The 26,116-nt window shown below is 64.5% G+C and carries 1 protein-coding gene and 3 pseudogenes; 3 read left to right on the top strand and 1 reads right to left on the bottom strand.

From position 1 onward, the window contains the following. Positions 1-148: 148 nt before the first annotated feature. Positions 149-545: pseudogene (locus WGT02_RS39400) on the top strand (IS110 family transposase); the annotation flags it as partial. A 99-nt stretch (positions 546-644) separates the two neighbouring features. Here the strand turns inward: WGT02_RS39400 and WGT02_RS39395 are convergent. Continuing rightward, positions 645-1,639, bottom strand: a pseudogene (locus WGT02_RS39395) (IS5 family transposase). 612 nt (positions 1,640-2,251) lie between these two features. On the opposite strand from WGT02_RS39395, the gene WGT02_RS39390 reads away from it, so the two are divergent. Together WGT02_RS39390 and WGT02_RS39385 are read left to right on the top strand one after the other, a co-directional pair. Continuing rightward, on the top strand, positions 2,252-15,589 hold the full coding sequence (locus tag WGT02_RS39390; RefSeq protein WP_375680039.1) for an amino acid adenylation domain-containing protein: 13,338 nt from the start codon (positions 2,252-2,254) through the stop codon (positions 15,587-15,589). A 112-nt stretch (positions 15,590-15,701) separates the two neighbouring features. After that, a pseudogene (locus WGT02_RS39385) lies at positions 15,702-26,105 on the top strand (amino acid adenylation domain-containing protein); the annotation flags it as partial. Positions 26,106-26,116 lie beyond the last annotated feature (11 nt).

Here is a 26,116-nt window from a genome sequence, read left to right as displayed (position 1 = left end):
GATTGTGGCCGATTGGCCCCTCCATCGTCCCGCGACGTCGACAACGATGGTCCGCACATTGGCAGGTTCAGGGCCTCCGGGCGACTTTATCCCGGACGCGACACGAGGATCAGCCCCGATCTGACCGGCTGGTCCGGGTTGCAAGCGCACACGCCGACACCGACGTGAAGTAGCGATCGAAGCCGCGTCAACAAAGACCGACAAGGTTGATGGTGAAGCATTGGTCCGGGCACTGCTCGCGTTCAAGCGCGGCGAGCACGTGTATGCGCAATGTCAAAGCGCAGGTCCCAGGGGACGAAGATCGGCGGCGCATCTGCCGGGAGCGCTAAGCGCTCATTGCGGAACGGGTGAGGCATGTTAACCGCATCAAGGGTTTGCTTTTCGCTCAGGGTGTCAGCGGTTACCAACCGCTACACAAGGATCGGCGCAAACGACTGGAGGAATTCCAGACCGGAGACCGGCGCGGGTTGCCGACGTATCTCAAGGCTCAAATAAACCGTGAACTCGATCGACTTGAGTTGTTGCTTGAGCAGATCGCTGCGGTGCTCCGTCAAGCCGCATGACCAGCACTCATGACCGCCCAATTTTGCGGCGTTGGTGCATGGATCGGGACTTGAGCGGATGTGGATCTGTGATGGGGCTATCTATGTGGTTGGTCCATTGCGGCGGATGGATTTAGGGCGTGCGTATGCAAGCATACGATTGAGGGCGGCGCAGCCGATGGCCACTTCCGTCTGCTGAGCGTGAAACGACCGAGCCCGCAGACGCCGCCCGATGATGGACTTGTATCGGCCGATGGCAGTCTCGACCAGCGAGCGCTTGCCGTAGCCGGTGGAGACCTGCCATTTCATTCGCCCGTCTCTGCTGATTGCAGCGATATGCTGATCCCTTTGTCCGGGAGATTGATCGCCGGCTGGTTCGATCGCGTTGGCGCGCGGGGGAATGACGATGACGGCAGCCGCACTGTGGTCGGTGACCGCGTCGTAGGTGGGCTTCCCGTCATAGGCGCCGTCGGCTGTGAACTGCCCGATCCGACCATCGATCTGGTTGAGCAACGGCTCCACCTGCGATGCGTCGCCCGCGTCCTGGTCGGTCATCGTATGTGCAATGATCTCGCTGCTATCGGCATCCAGCGCCACATGCAGCTTTCGCCAACCACGGCGGGATCTGGCGCCATGCTTCTCCTCCAACCATTGGCCCGCGCCGTAGACCTGCAGTCCAGTGCTGTCGACAAGAATATGCACTGGCCCGTCCGGTCGACCCTGGAGGTCATGCGCCTTGTTGGGCGATTGCCATGTTCGCGCCCGACGGCTCAGGGTGGTATGATCGGGGACAGCGAGCGCCAAGCCCATCAAGGGCAGCACCGATCCTAATAATCCTTCGACCTGACGCAGCCGCAAGCCGAACACCAGGCCCAGCGTCAAGCCGGTCTCGATGGCTAGATCGGAATAACGAGGCTGGCCACCACGCGTCGCTGGGCGTGGAGCAAGCCACATGGCAAGCACCTCCGGTGTCAGCCACAGGGTCAAGCTGCCACGTCGCCGTAACCCCGCCTCATATTCCGGCCAGTTCGTCACCTTGAATTGAATTTCATCCTGCCGATGCGATGGCGGCGGGCGGCGTTATGTTTGAAAGGCATCAAGGTCACAGATCGGTTATTGAGGTTGCCGATCGCCTACACCACGACCGCTAAACGATCCATGCACCAACGCGCCGGCGATGCGGTGATACTGGCCCTTGGTGGTGCGGTCACGGATTTCAGCTTGGCAACCGATGCATAGCGCATTCTGTTGAGCCCGATCTACCCACGCCGTTGCATGTCCGTGTCGAGGATCCGCGCCCTGATCGCACCGCATGTCCCTTACCGGAATTGCTATCCCGTTTTGCTGAGATGTGCAAGCGCGTCATGCGACTGGGTTATGATTGCATGTCAATTGGGGATTGTGCAGCCCCATCGGTGGTCGCTACGATCCCATCCTGAATGATGGGCCGTTTGGTACGATGTTGGAAACTCTTGGACGACATCCAAGTCGCGCGGCCTGCGTCAACGTGGTGATTTGACCATCTGGGTGAAGGATGAGGCGCTGTCTTTAGGGACGGCGCGGAGGCGGACATCGCGGGGTGGTCAGCCGAAATACTCGGATCTAGAGCGGGAACAGTCCAGCCAACTGGGTCGAGTGGCTGAGGGGTAAAGATGACATATCAGACTTCTCCGACGCGCGGGAGTGCCTGCCAACCAGGCGATCAGGGCATGGATCCTGCAGCGCGATCGATCTCCTCCAGTGTCGTTGTTGGAAGTGGTACGCTCGCTATCCGCTGCGCTCAGCTGGCAATTGAGATGGGCCACGTCATTGGTGCGGCCCTGTCCGGCGACGCTATATTCGCAGAGTGGGCGACTCGCGCCAAGATCCCGTGTGTAGGAAGCGTTGAAGAGCTCTCGTCTTTTTTGCAGGCCGAACCGGTAGATTGGATTTTCTCCGTTGCCAATCCGTTCATATTGCCACCGGACGTGTTTGGGCAAGTGCGTCAAGGTGCTTTCAATTACCACGACGGTCCGTTGCCACGATATGCGGGAACGCACGCGACGTCCTGGGCGCTGCTGGCGCAGGAGACCGAATATGCCATCACGTGGCATCGGATCGATGATGGTGTTCATACGGGTGACGTCGTGGTTCAGCTCCAAGTGCTGATTGCGCCGGCCGATACGGCTTTGACCCTGAACCTTAAATGTGATGAAGCCGCGATCGAGGGCTTCCGCGAGCTTTTAACTGGCTTGGCAAAGGGAGAGCTTGCTGCCTATCCGCAGGCGCTGGTGAGCAGAAGTTACTTTCCGAGACGTCGGCGCCCGGATGCGGCAGGCTGTCTGCGATGGGATCGGCCCGCGCAAGATCTGTCAGCGATGACGCGTGCCTTGAACTTGGGCCTACATCATCTCAATCCATTGGGTCTGCCCAAGGCTCTCGTAGGCGATGAGGTGGTCACAGTCAGGCGCTTGGAGGTGCTGCCTCAACGCTCGGGCCTCCCGGCAGGTTCTCTGCTTGAAATCCACTCCAGCCACTGGCGGGTGGCGACGGGTACACAGGATGTCGATGTTTGCTTTGGCAGCTCCGATGGTCAGGCGCTGGACGCGCGAGCCCTCGCCAGGCACTCCAATCTGGATGAAGGTGGTCGCCTTCCAATTTTGAGCGACGATGAGGCGCGGAGCATAACTGCGGCCCATGAATTGCTGGCGCCTTCAGAGGATTTTTGGCGACGGCGGCTAGAGCAGCTTAGAATATTGCAGTTTCCTTTCCTGTCGTCGTGCGTGGCTGAGGCGCCGCCCAAACGGCAGTCGAGTTCGTGGTTCATGGCAAGTGCTTTGGCTAAGCTGTCGCCAAATGATCGCACGGAATACTTGGTAACGGCTTGGCTGATCTATCTCGCCCGCATCACCGGAGAAACAGAGCTTCAACTGGGATGGACGCCTGAATCGGATCGATCGCAAGCCGGTTTGAAAGCGGTGGAGGTGCTTATCGCCTCTGTCGTGCCGATGGAAGTTACCATTGATCTTGCACATGATTTTGAAGAAGTGCGCAAAGCGGTGGCGGCCGAATGCGCTCAGCTGAGCGAGCACGCTAGCTTTGCCCGGGATCTTATCGCGCGCTGCCCGACATTGCGAGGTGTGGAGGCGCTACGGTCGCACCAGCCCTGGCCGATTGGCATCACGATCACGACAGACAGCTGTTCTGTCGCTGGCGATCTGACGACAAGCCAAAGTGCTGGGTCAGCCCCATGCGGCGATTTGCTGACGTTTGAGGTTTGCACTCAGGATGGGAGCTTTCGATGGCATTTTGATGCAAGTCGATTAGCACCGGAGCAGATCGACCGTATGACGCAGCATTTGCAAACTTTGTTATATGGTGTGACGGCCGATGCCGGGCAGCCGGTCGGCCGCATCGAGCTGCTGTCGTCCGAGGAGCGCACCTATCTGCTGGAGGATCTGAACCGGACGGCGGCGGCCTATCCGTCGGATCTTTGCATCCATGAGCTGTTCGAGCAACAGGTGCAAAAGGCGCCGGAGGCGGTGGCGGTGGTCCATGAGGAGGAGCACCTAAGCTATGGCGAGCTCAACGCGCGGGCCAACCGGCTGGCGCATCATCTGATCGCCCTGGGTGTGAAGCCGGACCAGCCGGTGGCGATCTGCCTGGAACGCAGCCCGGCGATGGTGGTGGGTCTTTTGGCGATCCTCAAGGCGGGCGGCGCCTATCTGCCGCTGGATCCGGCCTATCCCTGCGCGCGGCTGCGGCAGATTGTCGAGGATGCCGCACCGCGGCTGCTGCTTTGCGATGCCGCCGGACGCGCCGCACTCGGCCCCGAGGCGCTTGTCGATCTGACGGTGGTCGATCTGGAGACGGCCACCCCGGCCTGGGCCGAACTGCCGGCCTCGAACCCGGAGCCGCGCGCCCTTGGCCTGAGCCCGCGCCATCTCGCCTATGTCATCTACACCTCAGGCTCCACCGGAACCCCAAAGGGCGTCATGGTCGAGCATCACAGCCTGGTCAATCTGGGGTTGGCTCAGATCGGGCTTTTTGGCGTCTGTTCAAATAGCCGTGTCGTGCAGTTCGCCTCCTTCGGTTTTGATGCAAGTGCTTGGGAGCTTGTCATGGCTTTTGGCTCAGGCGCCGCATTGCACTTGCCTGCGGACGAGCTCCGCCAAGCGAGTAACAAGCTATCGGATTACCTGCGAAGCGAAGCCATAACCCATGCGACATTGCCTCCAGCCTTGCTTCAGGCAAGCCGGGATCCGGGATGTTTGGCATCGCACGTTCTCATTCTTGCTGGCGAACTGCCGAAGGCTGAACTCGTCCGAAGTCTGGCCTCGGCATCTATCGTCAACGCTTATGGCCCGACCGAAGCAACGGTCTGCGCGACGGTTTGGAATTGCCCGGCTGATTTTGATGGGTCAGTTGTCCCGATCGGGCGCCCGATTGCGAACACGCGGGTGTATCTGCTGGACGGTCATGGTGCGCCGGTTCCGTTCGGGGCGGTGGGTGAGCTTTACATCGGCGGGGCGGGGGTTGCGCGTGGCTATCTGAACCGTCCTGAGCTGACAGCGGAGCGGTTTTTGGCCGATCCGTTCAGCGATGAGGCAGGCGCCCGGCTGTACCGGAGCGGCGACCTGGGGCGTTATCTGCCGGACGGCAATCTGGAGTTTTTGGGCCGCAACGACGACCAGGTGAAGATCCGCGGCTTCCGCATCGAGCCGGGCGAGATCGCCGCGCGGCTTTGCGAGCACGCCTGGGTGCGCGAGGCGGTGGTGGTGGCGCGCCAGGACCGTGCCGGCGAGAAGCAGCTTGTCGCCTATGTCGTGTGTGGACCCGAGGCAGGCTCGGACGAGGCCGATGGCGGCGGGCTTGCCGGCGCCATGCGCGCGCATGTGAGCGGGCGGCTGCCGGACTATATGGTGCCGGCTGCGTTCGTGCGGCTCGCGGCGCTGCCGCTGACACCGAACGGCAAGCTCGACCGCCAGGCGCTGCCGGCCCCCGACGACGACGCCTATGCGCGGGCGGCCTATGAGGCGCCGCAGGGCGCGGTCGAGACGGCGCTGGCCGAGATCTGGGCGGAGCTCCTCGGTGTCGAGCGGGTCGGACGCAACGACAACTTCTTCGAGCTCGGCGGCCACTCGCTCCTGGCGGTGCAGCTGATGGAGCGGCTGCGGCAGCTGTCGCTGGGGGTGGAGGTGCGCACCCTGTTCGCCCGGCCGGTGCTTTGCGATCTGGCTGCAAGCCTTGGCAGCCATCACGAGGTGGCGGTGCCTGCCAACCTGATCACCGAGCACAGCACGGCGATTACGCCGCAGATGCTGCCGCTCATCGAGCTGGCCCAGCCGGAGATCGACCGGATCGTCGCCACGGTTCCCGGCGGCGTCGGCAACATCCAGGACATTTATGGCCTGTCGCCGCTGCAGGACGGCATCCTGTTCCATCATCTGCTGGCCAGCCGGGGCGATCCCTATCTGCTGGTGTCGCAGATGGCGTTTGCCGAGCGGGGTGTGCTCGATCGCTACCTTGCTGCGGTTCAGCAGGTGGTGGATCGGCACGACATCCTGCGCACGGCCTTTGTCTGGGAAGGGCTGTCGCGCCCGGCCCAGGTGGTGTGGCGGAAGGCGGTCCTGGAGGTGACCGAGGTCGAGCTGGATGAGGATGGCGGTCCCGGTTCCGAGCAGCTGAAGCGGCGGTTCGATCCGCGCCAGGACCGCATCGACCTTGGCCGGGCGCCGTTGTTGCGGTTTGTGATCGCGCGCGAGCCCGGCAGCGGGCGCTGGCTGCTGCTGGAGCTGCAGCATCATCTGATCGGCGATCACACGACGCTGGAAGTGATGCATGCCGAGGTGCGGGCCGTGCTGGAAGGACGCGCGCATGAACTGGCCGCACCGCAGCCGTTCCGCAATCTGGTGGCGCAGGCGCGGCTGGGGGTTGATGCCAAGGCGCATGAAGCGTTCTTCCAGGAACAGTTGGCCGACATCGACGAGCCGACCACGCCGTTCGGGCTGAGCGAGGTGCGCGGCGACGGCAGCGGGGTCGGCGAGGCGCATCGGATGTTGCCGCAGGCGCTCAACGATCGGCTGCGGGCCCAGGCGCGGCGGCTGGGGGTGAGCCTGGCCAGCCTGTGCCATCTGGCCTGGGGGCAGGTGGTGGCGCTGAGCAGCGGGCGAGAGCAGGTGGTGTTCGGCACGGTGCTGTTTGGCCGCATGCAGGCGGGGGCGGGCGCCGATCGGGCGCTGGGCCTGTTCATCAACACCCTGCCTGTGCGGCTTGACCTGGACGGGACCGGGGTCGAGGAAAGTCTGCGTCTCACCCATGCCCGTCTGGCCGAGCTGCTGGCGCACGAGCATGCCTCGCTGGCGCTGGCGCAACGCTGCAGCGGGGTGGCGGCGCCGGCGCCGCTGTTCAGCGCGCTGTTGAACTACCGCCACAACACGCCGGCGGCCATGGCCGGTTCTGGAACGGATGATGTGCTGTCCGGCATGGAATGGCTGGGCGGCGAGGAACGCACCAACTATCCGCTGACCCTGTCGGTGGAGGATTTTGGCGAGGCGCTCGGCCTCACCGCACAGGTGGTGGAGCCGATCTCTGCGGATCGGGTCTGCGGCTACATGCAGCAGGTGCTCGAGCAACTGGCCGAGGCGCTGGAGCATGCCCCCAATAGGCCGGTGCGCGACCTCGACATCCTGCCGGCCGCCGAGCGCACCTATCTGCTGGAGGAGCTGAACCGGACGGCGGCGGACTATCCGTCGGAAGTGTGCATCCACGAGCTGTTCGAGCAGCAGGTGCGCCGCACACCCGAGGCGGTGGCGGTGGTTCATGAGGACGAGGCGCTCTCCTATGGCGAACTCAACGCCCGGGCCAACCGGCTGGCGCATCATCTGATCGCACTGGGTGTGAAGCCGGATCAGCCGGTGGCGATCTGCGTGGAGCGCAGCCCGGCGATGGTGGTGGGTCTTTTGGCGATCCTCAAGGCCGGCGGCGCCTATCTGCCGCTCGACCCGGCCTATCCCTGCGCGCGGCTGCGGCAGATTGTCGAGGATGCCGCGCCGCGGCTGCTGCTTTGCGATGCGGCCGGCCGCGCCGCCCTCGGCCCCGAGGCGCTTGTCGATCTGACGGTGGTCGATCTGGAGACGGCCACCCCGGCCTGGGCCGAACTGCCGGCCTCGAACCCGGAGCCGCGCGCCCTTGGCCTGAGCCCGCGCCATCTCGCCTATGTCATCTACACCTCAGGCTCCACCGGAACCCCAAAGGGCGTCATGGTCGAGCATCACAGCCTGGTCAATCTCACAGCATGGCATGTGCAAACGTTCTGTCGGCAACCAGAAACCTGCTGCGCACTCACGGCCGGAGTGGCATTCGATGCCAGCATTTGGGAGCTGTGGTCTGCATTATCCAATCGGAGCACATTGCTGCTCTCGCCAAGGGCAGCAGCAGGAGATCCCCTGCTTCTCCTGCAATGGTGGCGTGATCAACCACTGGAGGCCGCCTTTTTAGTAACACCGCTGGCTACAACCGCATTAGAAGACAAGCTGATAAATCCCACGTTGGAGTACTTGCTTATTGGCGGTGATCGTCTCCAGCGTGTGCCTTCCCGGCTACCGTCGCCTCTCAAGTTAATAAACAATTATGGCCCGACGGAAGTTACCGTCGTGGCAACCTCGGGACGGCTCTTCAGTGACAACGTTGTGCCACATATCGGCCGTCCGATTGCGAACACGCGGTTGTATCTGCTGGACGGTCATGGTGCGCCGGTTCCGTTCGGGGCGGTGGGTGAGCTTTACATCGGCGGGGCGGGGGTGGCGCGTGGCTACCTCAACCGTCCCGAGCTGACAGCGGAGCGGTTCATCGCCAGTCCCTTTGTGGAGGGCGACCGGCTGTACCGGAGCGGCGACCTGGGGCGTTATCTGCCGGACGGCAATCTGGAGTTTTTGGGCCGCAACGACGACCAGGTGAAGATCCGCGGCTTCCGCATCGAGCCGGGCGAGATCGCCGCGCGGCTTTGCGAGCACGCCTGGGTGCGCGAGGCGGTGGTGGTGGCGCGCCAGGACCGTGCCGGCGAGAAGCACCTTGTCGCCTATGTCGTGTGTGGACCCGAGGCAGGCTCGGACGAGGCCGATGGCGGCGGGCTTGCCGGCGCCATGCGCGCGCATGTGAGCGGGCGGCTGCCGGACTATATGGTGCCGGCTGCGTTCGTGCGGCTCGCGGCGCTGCCGCTGACACCGAACGGCAAGCTCGACCGCCAGGCGCTGCCGGCCCCCGACGACGACGCCTATGCGCGGGCGGCCTATGAGGCGCCGCAGGGCGCGGTCGAGACGGCGCTGGCGCAGATCTGGGCCGAGCTTCTCGGGCTCGAGCGGGTCGGACGCCACGACAACTTCTTCGAACTCGGCGGCCACTCGCTCTTGGCCGTGCAGCTGTTGAGCCGGTTGTCGCAGGCCCTGGGTGTCGAGCTGCCGCTGTCGACGCTGTTCGCCAACCCGGTGCTGGCCGATCTGGCGGCAAGCATCGTCGATGTGTTGAGCCGCTGCGGTCCGCAAGACCTGCCGGCGATTGTTGCCGTGTCGCGCGACGAGCCGCTTGCACTGTCGTTCGCGCAGCAGCGGCTGTGGTTCCTGGCGCAGCTGGACGAGGGCAGCACCAACTATCACATTCCGCTGGCCCTGCGGCTGCGTGGTGTGCTCGACCGCACCGCGTGGCAGCGCAGCCTCGACCGTCTGTTTGCCCGACACGAGGCGCTGCGCAGTGTCTTTGTCGCGTCGGATGGCAAGCCCCGGGTTGAGGTCCTGCCGCCGGAGGCAGGGCTGCCGGTGCTGGAGCACGATCTGCGGGACAGGCGGGACGCGGAAGCGGCGCTTTTGGATCTGTGCCATGAAGAGGCGCGCATACCGTTCGATCTTGCGGGTGGCCCGCTGATCCGCGGGCGTCTGATCCGGATGTCGGATGCGGAGCACGTCTTCCTGCTGACGCAGCATCACATCGTCTCGGACGGCTGGTCGATGGGCGTGCTGGTGCGTGAACTCAGTCAGCTTTACCGGGCGTTCGAGGCTGGACAGGACGATCCGCTGCCGCCGCTTGCGATCCAATATCCGGATTATGCCGCCTGGCAACGGCAGTGGCTGTCGGGGGAACGGCTGCAGACCCAGGCGCAGTATTGGCGCGACGCCCTGTCTGGCGCTCCGGCCCGTCTTGTCTTGCCGACGGACCGGCCGCGGCCGGCCCAGCAGTCGTTTGCCGGGGCGACGGTTCCGATCGTCATCGATGCGGATCTGACGCGGGGTCTGAAGCGGCTGAGCCGGCAGCATGGCACGACGTTGTTCATGACGGTGCTGGCGGCCTGGGCGGCGGTGCTGTCGCGCCTGTCGGGGCAGGACGACCTTGTGATCGGCGTGCCGAGCGCCAATCGAGGCCGGCGCGAGATCGAAGACTTGATCGGCTTCTTCGTCAACACGCTGGCGCTGCGGGTCAACCTGTCGGGCGAGCCGAGCGTGTCGGAGCTTCTGGAGCGGACGCGGCGCACGGCGCTGGCCGCGCAGGAGCATCAGGACCTGCCGTTCGAGCAGGTGGTCGAGATCGTGCAGCCGCCACGGCATCTTGATCACACGCCGTTGTTCCAGGTGATCTTGGCCTGGCAGAACAATGCGGTCGGGTCATTGGACCTTCCCGGGCTGAGTGTGGAGGCTGCCGGGGATGGGTTCGATCAGGTCAAGTTCGATCTGGAGCTAAGCCTTGGCGAGCATGGCGAGGAGATCGCCGGAACAATCGGCTATGCCACGGCGCTGTTCGATCAGGCGACGATCGAGCGGCAGCGTGGTTATCTGCTGGCATTGCTGCGGGCGATGGCTGCCGATGCCGGGCAGCCGGTCGGCCGCATCGAGCTGCTGTCGTCCGAGGAGCGCACCTATCTGCTGGAGGATCTGAACCGGACGGCGGCGGCCTATCCGTCGGATCTTTGCATCCACGAGCTGTTCGAGCAACAGGTGCAAAAGGCGCCGGAGGCGGTGGCGGTGGTCCATGAGGAGGAGCACCTAAGCTATGGCGAGCTCAACGCGCGGGCCAACCGGCTGGCGCATCATCTGATCGCACTGGGTGTCAAGCCGGGGGACCGCATTGCGACAGTGCTGGACCGCTCCGTCGCTCTTGTCGTGGCGCAGTTGGCGATCCTTAAGGCGGGCGGAGTGTACGTGCCGATCGATCGTGGCGTTCCGTCTGCGCGACAAGGATGGCTGATTGCCGATTGTGCTGCGCGCCTCGTGCTTAGCGAGGGTGACGATGAATTGGTTGATGTGACGACCCCTGTTCTGTCTATTGAGCCGCTCATGGCTGGGACTGGGTCTAGTGCCGACCCTGGCTTGACGTTGAGCGCCGAGGCTGCCGCTTACGTGATGTACACTTCCGGCTCGACCGGCCTTCCCAAGGGGGTTGTTGTTCTTCATCGTGCGGTCAATCGGCTCGTCATCAACAATGGGTATGCGAAGATCGATGCCCGAGATCGTGTGGCGTGGGTGGGTAATCCCGCCTTCGACGCCAGCACATTTGAAGTGTGGGCGCCGCTGCTCAACGGTGGCTGCATTATTGCATTGGATGCCACGACCGTCATAAATCCTTCCAATTTTGCCAAGTCACTTGAACAGCAACGGGTGACAACCCTTTTTCTAACAACAGCGTTATTCAACCAATATACGTTATCGATCGCTCCAGCGTTGGCACAACTTAAGTACCTCCTTTCTGGAGGCGAGGCCAGTGACGTTCCCTCATTTTTGAGATTGCTGAGAGAAGAAGGTCCTGTACGCCTCATTCACTGCTACGGTCCGACCGAGACGACGACCTTCGCGACAGTCTGCGAGATCACCGCGATTGATGAGACATTCCGCCGTATCCCGATCGGGCGCCCGATTGCGAACACGCGGGTGTATCTGCTGGACGGTCATGGTGCGCCGGTTCCGTTCGGGGCGGTGGGTGAGCTTTACATCGGCGGGGCGGGGGTTGCGCGTGGCTATCTGAACCGTCCTGAGCTGACAGCGGAGCGGTTTTTGGCCGATCCGTTCAGCGATGAGGCAGGCGCCCGGCTGTACCGGAGCGGCGACCTGGGGCGTTATCTGCCGGACGGCAATCTGGAGTTTTTGGGCCGCAACGACGACCAGGTGAAGATCCGCGGCTTCCGCATCGAGCCGGGCGAGATCGCCGCGCGGCTTTGCGAGCACGCCTGGGTGCGCGAGGCGGTGGTGGTGGCGCGCCAGGACCGTGCCGGCGAGAAGCAGCTTGTCGCCTATGTCGTGTGTGGACCCGAGGCAGGCTCGGACGAGGCCGATGGCGGCGGGCTTGCCGGCGCCATGCGCGCGCATGTGAGCGGGCGGCTGCCGGACTATATGGTGCCGGCTGCGTTCGTGCGGCTCGCGGCGCTGCCGCTGACACCGAACGGCAAGCTCGACCGCCAGGCGCTGCCGGCCCCCGACGACGACGCCTATGCGCGGGCGGCCTATGAGGCGCCGCAGGGCGCGGTCGAGACGGCGCTGGCCGAGATCTGGGCGGAGCTCCTCGGTGTCGAGCGGGTCGGACGCAACGACAACTTCTTCGAGCTCGGCGGCCACTCGCTCCTGGCGGTGCAGCTGATGGAGCGGCTGCGGCAGCTGTCGCTGGGGGTGGAGGTGCGCACCCTGTTCGCCCGGCCGGTGCTTTGCGATCTGGCTGCAAGCCTTGGCAGCCATCACGAGGTGGCGGTCCCTGCCAACCTGATCAGCGAGCACAGCACGGCGATTACGCCGCAGATGCTGCCGCTCATCGAGCTGGCCCAGCCGGAGATCGACCGGATCGTCGCCACGGTGCCCGGCGGCGTCGGCAACATCCAGGACATTTATGGCCTGTCGCCGCTGCAGGACGGCATCCTGTTCCATCATCTGCTGGCCAGCCGGGGCGATCCCTATCTGCTGGTGTCGCAGATGGCGTTTGCCGAGCGGGGTGTGCTCGATCGCTACCTTGCTGCGGTTCAGCAGGTGGTGGATCGGCACGACATCCTGCGCACGGCCTTTGTCTGGGAAGGGCTGTCGCGCCCGGCCCAGGTGGTGTGGCGGAAGGCGCCGCTGGAGGTGACCGAGGTCGAGCTGGATGGCTGTGACGGTTCCGGCGCCGAGGAGTTCAGGCGCCGGTTCGATCCGCGCCAGTACCGCATCGATCTGGGCCGGGCGCCGTTGTTGCGGTTTGTGATCGCGCGCGAGCCGGGCAGCGGGCGCTGGCTGCTGCTGCAGCTGCTGCACCATCTGATCGGCGATCACACGACGCTGGAAGTGATGCATGCCGAGGTGCGGGCCGTGCTGGAGGGTCGCGGGCATGAGCTTGCCGCACCGCAGCCGTTCCGCAATCTGGTGGCGCAGGCGCGGCTGGGGGGCGATGCCAAGGCGCATGAAGAGTTCTTCCGCTCGATGCTGGCCGACATCGACGAGCCGACGCTGCCGTTCGGGCTCAGCCAAGTGCATGGCGACGGCAGCGGGGTTGGCGAGGCGCATCGGATGTTGCCGCAGGCGCTCAACGATCGGCTGCGGGCCCAGGCGCGGCGGCTGGGGGTGAGCCTGGCCAGCCTGTGCCATCTGGCCTGGGGGCAGGTGGTGGCGCTGAGCAGCGGGCGAGAGCAGGTGGTGTTCGGCACGGTGCTGTTTGGCCGCATGCAGGCGGGGGCGGGCGCCGACCGGGCGCTGGGCCTGTTCATCAACACCCTGCCTGTGCGGCTTGACCTGGACGGGACCGGGGTCGAGGAAAGTCTGCGTCTCACCCATGCCCGTCTGGCCGAGCTGCTGGCGCACGAGCATGCCTCGCTGGCGCTGGCGCAACGCTGCAGCGGGGTGGCGGCGCCGGCGCCGCTGTTCAGCGCGCTGTTGAACTACCGCCACAACACGCCGGCGGCCATGGCCGGTTCTGGAACGGATGATGTGCTGTCCGGCATGGAATGGCTGGGCGGCGAGGAACGCACCAACTATCCGCTGACCCTGTCGGTGGAGGATTTTGGCGAGGCGCTCGGCCTCACCGCACAGGTGGTGGAGCCGATCTCTGCGGATCGGGTCTGCGGCTACATGCAGCAGGTGCTCGAGCAACTGGCCGAGGCGCTGGAGCATGCCCCCAATAGGCCGGTGCGCGACCTCGACATCCTGCCGGCCGCCGAGCGCACCTATCTGCTGGAGGAGCTGAACCGGACGGCGGACTATCCGTCGGAAGTGTGCATCCACGAGCTGTTCGAGCAGCAGGTGCGCCGCACACCCGAGGCGGTGGCGGTGGTTCATGAGGACGAGGCGCTCTCCTATGGCGAACTCAACGCCCGGGCCAACCGGCTGGCGCATCATCTGATCGCACTGGGTGTGAAGCCGGATCAGCCGGTGGCGATCTGCGTGGAGCGCAGCCCGGCGATGGTGGTGGGTCTTTTGGCGATCCTCAAGGCCGGCGGCGCCTATCTGCCGCTCGACCCGGCCTATCCCTGCGCGCGGCTGCGGCAGATTGTCGAGGATGCCGCACCGCGGCTGCTGCTTTGCGATGCCGCCGGCCGCGCCGCACTCGGCCCCGAGGCGCTTGTCGATCTGACGGTGGTCGATCTGGAGACGGCCACCCCGGCCTGGGCCGAACTGCCGGCCTCGAACCCGGAGCCGCGCGCCCTTGGCCTGAGCCCGCGCCATCTCGCCTATGTCATCTACACCTCAGGCTCAACCGGAACCCCAAAGGGCGTCATGGTCGAGCATGCTCAGATTGCTCGTTTGTTCGAGGCGACCCAGGACTGGTATGGCTTCAGCGAGCACGACGTATGGTGCCTGTTCCATTCCTTCTCGTTCGACTTCTCAGTATGGGAATTGTGGGGTGCACTGCGCTATGGCGGGCGTTTGATTCTCGTGCCGAGTAATACCGCCCGTTCTGCTCCCGACTTCCATGAGCTAGTCTGCAAGTCTAACGTCACGGTTCTCAATCAGACCCCCTCGGCTTTCAAAGCTCTCATGGATGTAGAGTGCCAGAGCAATGTTCGAAACCGCCTTCGATATGTGATTTTTGGTGGGGAGGCGCTGGAGCCGTCAATTCTGAAGCCGTGGTATGACAGGCATCCAGACGGTGCTCCGCAATTGATTAACATGTACGGCATCACGGAAGCTATCGTGCATGTAACCTATCGGCCTCTAAATCAATCTGACACCTCCAACTCGGGCAGTCTGATCGGAAAGCGCATCCCCGATCTTCGGGTGTACCTGCTGGACGGTCATGGTGCGCCGGTTCCGTTTGGGGCGGTGGGTGAGCTTTACATCGGCGGTGCAGGCGTTGCGCGGGGTTACCTGAACCGGCCCGAGCTGACGGCGGAGCGGTTCATCGCCAGCCCGTTTGTGGAGGGCGATCGGCTGTACCGGAGCGGCGACCTGGCGCGTTATCTGCCGGACGGCAATCTTGAGTTTCTGGGCCGCAACGACGACCAGGTGAAGATCCGCGGCTTCCGCATCGAGCCGGGCGAGATCGCCGCGCGGCTTTGCGAGCACGCCTGGGTGCGCGAGGCGGTGGTGGTGGCGCGCCAGGACCGTGCCGGCGACAAGCAGCTTGTCGCCTATGTCGTGTGTGGACCCGAGGCAGGCTCGGACGACGAGGATGGCGGCGCGCTTGCCGGCGCCTTGCGGGCGCATCTGGGTGGGCGGCTGCCGGACTACATGGTGCCGTCGGCCTTCGTGCGGCTCGAGGCGCTGCCGCTGACGCCGAACGGCAAGCTCGACCGCAAGGGACTGCCGGCGCCGGAGGACGACGCCTATGCGCGCCGCAGCTATGCGGCGCCGCAGGGCGAGGTCGAGACGGCGCTGGCGCAGATCTGGGCCGAGCTTCTCGGGCTCGAGCGGGTCGGACGCCACGACCACTTCTTCGAGCTCGGCGGCCATTCGCTCTTGGCCGTGCAGCTTTTGAGCCGGCTGTCACAGGCTGTTGGTGTGGAACTGCCGCTGTCGACGCTGTTCGCCAAACCGGTGCTTTCCGATCTGGCTCGCGCAACTTCTATCACTTTGATCGAACGAGAGTTTGATCGTGACGAGCTTCTGAAGCTGCTCTCTCCGGGGTCTTGAAATGACAGATTTAATTAGATCCGGTTTGGAAAAACTGGATACAGAAAGCCTAACTGAGCTTCTTTCACTTGCCAAAGAGAGAAGCCGGAGTGGCAGCCAAGAAGCTACGTTGATACCAAGGGTCGGACGCGAAAGCGTCCTAGTACCATCGTTCGCGCAGCAGCGGCTGTGGTTCCTGGCGCAGCTGGACGAGGGCAGCACCAACTATCACATTCCGCTGGCCCTGCGGCTGCGTGGTGTGCTCGACCGCACCGCGTGGCAGCGCAGCCTTGACCGTTTGCTTGCGCGTCATGAAGCGCTGCGCAGTGTCTTTGTCGCGTCGGATGGCAAGCCCCGGGTTGAGGTCCTGCCGCCGGAGGCAGGGCTGCCGGTGCTGGAGCACGATCTGCGGGACAGGCGGGACGCGGAAGCGGCGCTTTTGGATCTGTGCCATGAAGAGGCGCGCATACCGTTCGATCTTGCGGGTGGCCCGCTGATCCGCGGGCGTCTGATCCGGATGTCGGATGCGGAGCACGTCTTCCTGCTGACGCAGCATCACATCGTCTCGGACGGCTGGTCGATGGGCGTGCTGGTGCGTGAACTCAGTCAGCTTTACCGGGCGTTCGAGGCTGGACAGGACGATCCTTTGCCGCCGCTTGCGATCCAATATCCGGATTATGCCGCCTGGCAACGGCAGTGGCTGTCGGGGGAACGGCTGCAGACCCAGGCGCAGTATTGGCGCGACGCCCTGTCTGGCGCTCCGGCCCGTCTTGTCTTGCCGACGGACCGGCCGCGGCCGGCCCAGCAGTCGTTTGCCGGGGCGACGGTTCCGATCGTCATCGATGCGGATCTGACGCGGGGTCTGAAGCGGCTGAGCCGGCAGCATGGCACGACGTTGTTCATGACGGTGCTGACGGCCTGGGCGGCGGTGCTGTCGCGCCTGTCGGGGCAGGACGACCTTGTGATCGGCGTGCCGAGCGCCAATCGAGGCCGGCGCGAGATCGAAGACTTGATCGGCTTCTTCGTCAACACGCTGGCGCTGCGGGTCAACCTGTCGGGCGAGCCGAGCGTGTCGGAGCTTCTGGAGCGGACGCGGCGCACGGCGCTGGCCGCGCAGGAGCATCAGGACCTGCCGTTCGAGCAGGTGGTCGAGATCGTGCAGCCGCCACGGCATCTTGATCACACGCCGTTGTTCCAGGTGATCTTGGCCTGGCAGAACAATGCGGTCGGGTCATTGGACCTTCCCGGGCTGAGTGTGGAGGCTGCCGGGGATGGGTTCGATCAGGTCAAGTTCGATCTGGAGCTAAGCCTTGGCGAGCATGGCGAGGAGATCGCCGGAACAATCGGCTATGCCACGGCGCTGTTCGATCAGGCGACGATCGAGCGGCAGCGTGGTTATCTGCTGGCATTGCTGCGGGCGATGGCTGCCGATGCCGGGCAGCCGGTCGGCCGCATCGAGCTGCTGTCGTCCGAGGAGCGCACCTATCTGCTGGAGGATCTGAACCGGACGGCGGCGGCCTATCCGTCGGATCTTTGCATCCACGAGCTGTTCGAGCAACAGGTGCGCCAGGCGCCCGAGGCGGTGGCGGTGGTCCATGAGGAGGAGCACCTAAGCTATGGCGAGCTCAACGCGCGGGCCAACCGGCTGGCCCATCATCTGATCGCCCTTGGGGTCAGGCCGGATCAGCCGGTGGCGATCTGCCTGGAACGCAGCCCGGCGATGGTGGTGGGTCTTTTGGCGATCCTCAAGGCGGGCGGCGCCTATCTGCCGCTGGATCCGGCCTATCCCTGCGCGCGGCTGCGGCAGATTGTCGAGGATGCCGCACCGCGGCTGCTGCTTTGCGATGCGGCCGGCCGCGCCGCACTCGGCCCCGAGGCGCTTGTCGATCTGACGGTGGTCGATCTGGAGACGGCGACCCCGGCCTGGGCCGAACTGCCCGCCTCGGATCCCGACCCGCGTGCGCTGGGCCTGAGCCCGCGCCATCTCGCCTATGTCATCTACACCTCCGGCTCCACCGGAACCCCAAAGGGCGTCATGGTCGAGCACCACAACCTGGTCAATCTGGGGTTGGCTCAGATCGGGCTTTTTGGCGTCTGTTCAAATAGCCGTGTCGTGCAGTTCGCCTCCTTCGGTTTTGATGCAAGTGCTTGGGAGCTTGTCATGGCGTTTGGCTCAGGCGCCGCATTGCACTTGCCTGCGGACGAGCTCCGCCAAGCGAGTAACAAGCTATCGGATTACCTGCGAAGCGAAGCCATAACCCATGCGACATTGCCTCCAGCCTTGCTTCAGGCAAGCCGGGATCCGGGATGTTTGGCATCGCACGTTCTCATTCTTGCTGGCGAACTGCCGAAGGCTGAACTCGTCCGAAGTCTGGCCTCGGCATCTATCGTCAACGCTTATGGCCCGACCGAAGCAACGGTCTGCGCGACGGTTTGGAATTGCCCGGCTGATTTTGATGGGTCAGTTGTCCCGATCGGGCGCCCGATTGCGAACACGCGGGTGTATCTGCTGGACGGTCATGGTGCGCCGGTTCCGTTCGGGGCGGTGGGTGAGCTTTACATCGGCGGGGCGGGGGTTGCGCGTGGCTATCTGAACCGTCCTGAGCTGACAGCGGAGCGGTTTTTGGCCGATCCGTTCAGCGATGAGGCAGGCGCCCGGCTGTACCGGAGCGGCGACCTGGGGCGTTATCTGCCGGACGGCAATCTGGAGTTTTTGGGCCGCAACGACGAGCAGGTGAAGATCCGCGGCTTCCGCATCGAGCCGGGCGAGATCGCCGCGCGGCTTTGCGAGCACGCCTGGGTGCGCGAGGCGGTGGTGGTGGCGCGCCAGGACCGTGCCGGCGAGAAGCACCTTGTCGCCTATGTCGTGTGTGGACCCGAGGCAGGCTCGGACGAGGCCGATGGCGGCGGGCTTGCCGGCGCCATGCGCGCGCATGTGAGCGGGCGGCTGCCGGACTATATGGTGCCGGCTGCGTTCGTGCGGCTCGCGGCGCTGCCGCTGACACCGAACGGCAAGCTCGACCGCCAGGCGCTGCCGGCCCCCGACGACGACGCCTATGCGCGGGCGGCCTATGAGGCGCCGCAGGGCGCGGTCGAGACGGCGCTGGCGCAGATCTGGGCCGAGCTTCTCGGGCTCGAGCGGGTCGGACGCCACGACAACTTCTTCGAACTCGGCGGCCACTCGCTCTTGGCCGTGCAGCTGTTGAGCCGGTTGTCGCAGGCCCTGGGTGTCGAGCTGCCGCTGTCGACGCTGTTCGCCAACCCGGTGCTGGCCGATCTGGCGGCAAGCATCGTCGATGTGTTGAGCCGCTGCGGTCCGCAAGACCTGCCGGCGATTGTTGCCGTGTCGCGCGACGAGCCGCTTGCACTGTCGTTCGCGCAGCAGCGGCTGTGGTTCCTGGCGCAGCTGGACGAGGGCAGCACCAACTATCACATTCCGCTGGCCCTGCGGCTGCGTGGTGTGCTCGACCGCACCGCGTGGCAGCGCAGCCTCGACCGTCTGTTTGCCCGACACGAGGCGCTGCGCAGTGTCTTTGTCGCGTCGGATGGCAAGCCCCGGGTTGAGGTCCTGCCGCCGGAGGCAGGGCTGCCGGTGCTGGAGCACGATCTGCGGGACAGGCGGGACGCGGAAGCGGCGCTTTTGGATCTGTGCCATGAAGAGGCGCGCATACCGTTCGATCTTGCGGGTGGCCCGCTGATCCGCGGGCGTCTGATCCGGATGTCGGATGCGGAGCACGTCTTCCTGCTGACGCAGCATCACATCGTCTCGGACGGCTGGTCGATGGGCGTGCTGGTGCGTGAACTCAGTCAGCTTTACCGGGCGTTCGAGGCTGGACAGGACGATCCGCTGCCGCCGCTGGCGATCCAGTACCCGGATTATGCCGCCTGGCAACGGCAATGGCTGTCGGGGGAACGGCTGCAGAACCAGGCGCAGTATTGGCGCGACGCCCTGTCTGGCGCTCCGGCCCGTCTTGTCTTGCCGACGGACCGGCCGCGGCCGGCCCAGCAGTCATTTGCCGGGGCCGCTGTGCCGGTTGTCATCGATGCGGATCTGACGCGGGGGCTGAAGCGGCTGAGCCGGCAGCATGGCACGACGTTGTTCATGACGGTGCTGGCGGCCTGGGCGGCGGTGCTGTCGCGCCTGTCGGGGCAGGACGACCTTGTGATCGGCGTGCCGAGCGCCAATCGAGGCCGGCGCGAGATCGAAGACTTGATCGGCTTCTTCGTCAACACGCTGGCGCTGCGGGTCAACCTGTCGGGCGAGCCGAGCGTGTCGGAGCTTCTGGAGCGGACGCGGCGCACGGCGCTGGCCGCGCAGGAGCATCAGGACCTGCCGTTCGAGCAGGTGGTCGAGATCGTGCAGCCGCCACGGCATCTTGATCACACGCCGTTGTTCCAGGTGATCTTGGCCTGGCAGAACAATGCGGTCGGGTCATTGGACCTTCCCGGGCTGAGTGTGGAGGCTGCCGGGGATGGGTTCGATCAGGTCAAGTTCGATCTGGAGCTAAGCCTTGGCGAGCATGGCGAGGAGATCGCCGGAACAATCGGCTATGCCACGGCGCTGTTCGATCAGGCGACGATCGAGCGGCAGCGTGGTTATCTGCTGGCATTGCTGCGGGCGATGGCTGCCGATGCCGGGCAGCCGGTCGGCCGCATCGAGCTGCTGTCGTCCGAGGAGCGCACCTATCTGCTGGAGGATCTGAACCGGACGGCGGCGGCCTATCCGTCGGATCTTTGCATCCACGAGCTGTTCGAGCAACAGGTGCGCCAGGCGCCCGAGGCGGTGGCGGTGGTCCATGAGGAGGAGCACCTAAGCTATGGCGAGCTCAACGCGCGGGCCAACCGGCTGGCGCATCATCTGATCGCACTGGGTGTCAAGCCGGGGGACCGCATTGCGACAGTGCTGGACCGCTCCGTCGCTCTTGTCGTGGCGCAGTTGGCGATCCTTAAGGCGGGCGGAGTGTACGTGCCGATCGATCGTGGCGTTCCGTCTGCGCGACAAGGATGGCTGATTGCCGATTGTGCTGCGCGCCTCGTGCTTAGCGAGGGTGACGATGAATTGGTTGATGTGACGACCCCTGTTCTGTCTATTGAGCCGCTCATGGCTGGGACTGGGTCTAGTGCCGACCCTGGCTTGACGTTGAGCGCCGAGGCTGCCGCTTACGTGATGTACACTTCCGGCTCGACCGGCCTTCCCAAGGGGGTTGTTGTTCTTCATCGTGCGGTCAATCGGCTCGTCATCAACAATGGGTATGCGAAGATCGATGCCCGAGATCGTGTGGCGTGGGTGGGTAATCCCGCCTTCGACGCCAGCACATTTGAAGTGTGGGCGCCGCTGCTCAACGGTGGCTGCATTATTGCATTGGATGCCACGACCGTCATAAATCCTTCCAATTTTGCCAAGTCACTTGAACAGCAACGGGTGACAACCCTTTTTCTAACAACAGCGTTATTCAACCAATATACGTTATCGATCGCTCCAGCGTTGGCACAACTTAAGTACCTCCTTTCTGGAGGCGAGGCCAGTGACGTTCCCTCATTTTTGAGATTGCTGAGAGAAGAAGGTCCTGTACGCCTCATTCACTGCTACGGTCCGACCGAGACGACGACCTTCGCGACAGTCTGCGAGATCACCGCGATTGATGAGACATTCCGCCGTATCCCGATCGGGCGCCCGATTGCGAACACGCGGGTGTATCTGCTGGACGGTCATGGTGCGCCGGTTCCGTTCGGGGCGGTGGGTGAGCTTTACATCGGCGGGGCGGGGGTTGCGCGTGGCTATCTGAACCGTCCTGAGCTGACAGCGGAGCGGTTTTTGGCCGATCCGTTCAGCGATGAGGCAGGCGCCCGGCTGTACCGGAGCGGCGACCTGGGGCGTTATCTGCCGGACGGCAATCTGGAGTTTTTGGGCCGCAACGACGAGCAGGTGAAGATCCGCGGCTTCCGCATCGAGCCGGGCGAGATCGCCGCGCGGCTTTGCGAGCACGCCTGGGTGCGCGAGGCGGTGGTGGTGGCGCGCCAGGACCGTGCCGGCGAGAAGCACCTTGTCGCCTATGTCGTGTGTGGACCCGAGGCAGGCTCGGACGAGGCCGATGGCGGCGGGCTTGCCGGCGCCATGCGCGCGCATGTGAGCGGGCGGCTGCCGGACTATATGGTGCCGGCTGCGTTCGTGCGGCTCGCGGCGCTGCCGCTGACACCGAACGGCAAGCTCGACCGCCAGGCGCTGCCGGCCCCCGACGACGACGCCTATGCGCGGGCGGCCTATGAGGCGCCGCAGGGCGCGGTCGAGACGGCGCTGGCGCAGATCTGGGCCGAGCTTCTCGGGCTCGAGCGGGTCGGACGCCACGACAACTTCTTCGAACTCGGCGGCCACTCGCTCTTGGCCGTGCAGCTGTTGAGCCGGTTGTCGCAGGCCCTGGGTGTCGAGCTGCCGCTGTCGACGCTGTTCGCCAACCCGGTGCTGGCCGATCTGGCGGCAAGCATCGTCGATGTGTTGAGCCGCTGCGGTCCGCAAGACCTGCCGGCGATTGTTGCCGTGTCGCGCGACGAGCCGCTTGCACTGTCGTTCGCGCAGCAGCGGCTGTGGTTCCTGGCGCAGCTGGACGAGGGCAGCACCAACTATCACATTCCGCTGGCCCTGCGGCTGCGTGGTGTGCTCGACCGCACCGCGTGGCAGCGCAGCCTCGACCGTCTGTTTGCCCGACACGAGGCGCTGCGCAGTGTCTTTGTCGCGTCGGATGGCAAGCCCCGGGTTGAGGTCCTGCCGCCGGAGGCAGGGCTGCCGGTGCTGGAGCACGATCTGCGGGACAGGCGGGACGCGGAAGCGGCGCTTTTGGATCTGTGCCATGAAGAGGCGCGCATACCGTTCGATCTTGCGGGTGGCCCGCTGATCCGCGGGCGTCTGATCCGGATGTCGGATGCGGAGCACGTCTTCCTGCTGACGCAGCATCACATCGTCTCGGACGGCTGGTCGATGGGCGTGCTGGTGCGTGAACTCAGTCAGCTTTACCGGGCGTTCGAGGCTGGACAGGACGATCCGCTGCCGCCGCTGGCGATCCAGTACCCGGATTATGCCGCCTGGCAACGGCAATGGCTGTCGGGGGAACGGCTGCAGAACCAGGCGCAGTATTGGCGCGACGCCCTGTCTGGCGCTCCGGCCCGTCTTGTCTTGCCGACGGACCGGCCGCGGCCGGCCCAGCAGTCATTTGCCGGGGCCGCTGTGCCGGTTGTCATCGATGCGGATCTGACGCGGGGGCTGAAGCGGCTGAGCCGGCAGCATGGCACGACGTTGTTCATGACGGTGCTGGCGGCCTGGGCGGCGGTGCTGTCGCGCCTGTCGGGGCAGGACGACCTTGTGATCGGCGTGCCGAGCGCCAATCGAGGCCGGCGCGAGATCGAAGACTTGATCGGCTTCTTCGTCAACACGCTGGCGCTGCGGGTCAACCTGTCGGGCGAGCCGAGCGTGTCGGAGCTTCTGGAGCGGACGCGGCGCACGGCGCTGGCCGCGCAGGAGCATCAGGACCTGCCGTTCGAGCAGGTGGTCGAGATCGTGCAGCCGCCACGGCATCTTGATCACACGCCGTTGTTCCAGGTGATCTTGGCCTGGCAGAACAATGCGGTCGGGTCATTGGACCTTCCCGGGCTGAGTGTGGAGGCTGCCGGGGATGGGTTCGATCAGGTCAAGTTCGATCTGGAGCTAAGCCTTGGCGAGCATGGCGAGGAGATCGCCGGAACAATCGGCTATGCCACGGCGCTGTTCGATCAGGCGACGATCGAGCGGCAGCGTGGTTATCTGCTGGCATTGCTGCGGGCGATGGCTGCCGATGCCGGGCAGCCGGTCGGCCGCATCGAGCTGCTGTCGTCCGAGGAGCGCACCTATCTGCTGGAGGATCTGAACCGGACGGCGGCGGCCTATCCGTCGGATCTTTGCATCCACGAGCTGTTCGAGCAACAGGTGCGCCAGGCGCCCGAGGCGGTGGCGGTGGTCCATGAGGAGGAGCACCTAAGCTATGGCGAGCTCAACGCGCGGGCCAACCGGCTGGCCCATCATCTGATCGCCCTGGGTGTGAAGCCGGATCAGCCGGTGGCGATCTGCCTGGAACGCAGCCCGGCGATGGTGGTGGGTCTTTTGGCGATCCTCAAGGCGGGCGGCGCCTATCTGCCGCTGGATCCGGCCTATCCCTGCGCGCGGCTGCGGCAGATTGTCGAGGATGCCGCACCGCGGCTGCTGCTTTGCGATGCCGCCGGCCGCGCCGCCCTCGGCGCGGAGGCGCTGGCCGATGTCAGCGTGGTCGATCTGGAGACGGCGACCCCGGCCTGGGCCGAACTGCCCGCCTCGGATCCCGACCCGCGTGCGCTGGGCCTGAGCCCGCGCCATCTCGCCTATGTCATCTACACCTCAGGCTCCACCGGAACCCCAAAGGGCGTCATGGTCGAGCACCACAACCTGGTCAATCTGGGGTTGGCTCAGATCGGGCTTTTTGGCGTCTGTTCAAATAGCCGTGTCGTGCAGTTCGCCTCCTTCGGTTTTGATGCAAGTGCTTGGGAGCTTGTCATGGCGTTTGGCTCAGGCGCCGCATTGCACTTGCCTGCGGACGAGCTCCGCCAAGCGAGTAACAAGCTATCGGATTACCTGCGAAGCGAAGCCATAACCCATGCGACATTGCCTCCAGCCTTGCTTCAGGCAAGCCGGGATCCGGGATGTTTGGCATCGCACGTTCTCATTCTTGCTGGCGAACTGCCGAAGGCTGAACTCGTCCGAAGTCTGGCCTCGGCATCTATCGTCAACGCTTATGGCCCGACCGAAGCAACGGTCTGCGCGACGGTTTGGAATTGCCCGGCTGATTTTGATGGGTCAGTTGTCCCGATCGGGCGCCCGATTGCGAACACGCGGGTGTATCTGCTGGACGGTCATGGTGCTCCCGTGCCGTTCGGGGCGGTGGGTGAGCTTTACATCGGCGGGGCGGGGGTTGCGCGTGGCTATCTGAACCGTCCTGAGCTGACAGCGGAGCGGTTTTTGGCCGATCCGTTCAGCGATGAGGCAGGCGCCCGGCTGTACCGGAGCGGCGACCTGGGGCGTTATCTGCCGGACGGCAATCTGGAGTTTTTGGGCCGCAACGACGAGCAGGTGAAGATCCGCGGCTTCCGCATCGAGCCGGGCGAGATCGCCGCGCGGCTTTGCGAGCACGCCTGGGTGCGCGAGGCGGTGGTGGTGGCGCGCCAGGACCGTGCCGGCGACAAGCAGCTTGTCGCCTATGTCGTGTGTGGACCCGAGGCAGGCTCGGACGAGGCCGATGGCGGCGGGCTTGCCGGCGCCTTGCGCGCGCATGTGAGCGGGCGGCTGCCGGACTACATGGTGCCGGCTGCGTTCGTGCGGCTCGAGGCGCTGCCGCTGACGGCGAACGGCAAGCTCGACCGCAAGGCACTGCCGGCCCCCGACGACGGCGCCTATGCGCGCACCGCCTATGAGGCGCCGCAGGGCGCGATCGAGACGGCGCTGGCGCAGATCTGGGCGGAGCTTCTCGGTGTCGAGCGGGTCGGGCGCCACGACAACTTCTTCGAACTGGGCGGCCACTCGCTCTTGGCCGTGCAGTTGCTCAGCCGAGCATCAGATCTTGGGCTGAAGTTTAGCACCGCCGACCTCTTCCAAGCCCCTGTTCTGACGGACTTTGCATCGAAGATCCACTTGGAACCACAGCCCAGCAATCCGGGAGTGATATCCGTTCAAGCAACCGGCTCGCAGCCGCCGCTGTTCTTTGTTCCCACAGGTTTGGGCGATTGTTCCTATGTCCCCAGTTTGGTAAAGGAAATGGACGTAGACTGTCCCGTCTATGCTTTGTCATGGCCGTCTTTCGATGAAGTTCGTCCACTGACCCTTGAAGCGATAGCTGATCAGGTGATCCTCGCGATCAAAGAAATTCAACCGCAGGGTCCATATCGCTTCGCTGGATACTCATCAGGCGGGATCTTGGCTTACGCAATCGCCCAGCGCTTGCTGAGTCTCGATGACGCTGTGTCGTTCATCGCTCTCATCGATGTTACGCTACCTGCAAATCCATCAAGCATATCGCCCACCCAAATGATACGAAACGTAGTACTGGATTCTTTTGAACCCTTGGATGATGAGAGCTTCGAAGTGTTGGAACGCTTTGCTGGACAATGTTCAATTGCTCAGCTGCTTGAAAAGGCACAGCAAATTGGAGCTCTACCTCCGGATCGTGATCTCCACAATGACGTTCTGATGTATGAAAGAATCGACCAATTTCATACGGCGCTGCCGTCGTATCAAGTTCCGTCCCTGCCAACTGGGATACATCAGTTTTATGCCACCGAGGCTCTCTTCAGTCGTCGGGTACCACTAGGTCCAGAGGCAAGCTCGCCCATGCGCGGTTGGGACCGGGTCTTGAGTCCGGAGGCCATTACTGCCGTACCGATTGTAGGCGACCACGTGACGATGATGAGTGTTCTGGAAAGCCGCAAGGCTCTGGCCCGAGCTATTTCTACGCCCTTAACCGGGGTTCTTGAAAAAGATCCCTAGCGAACTGCACC

This window comes from Rhizobium sp. T1470, assembly GCF_042140505.1.
Taxonomy (GTDB): Bacteria; Pseudomonadota; Alphaproteobacteria; order Rhizobiales; family Rhizobiaceae; genus Rhizobium; species Rhizobium favelukesii.
Note: the sequence above shows the minus strand (reverse complement) of the source record. Positions and strands in the feature narration are given on the sequence as shown.

Bases quoted from the DNA above. Each gene is read 5' to 3' on its own strand.
- WGT02_RS39390 (WP_375680039.1), top strand. From the start codon at position 2,252: ATGGATCCTGCAGCGCGATCGATCTCCTCCAGTGTCGTTGTTGGAAGT.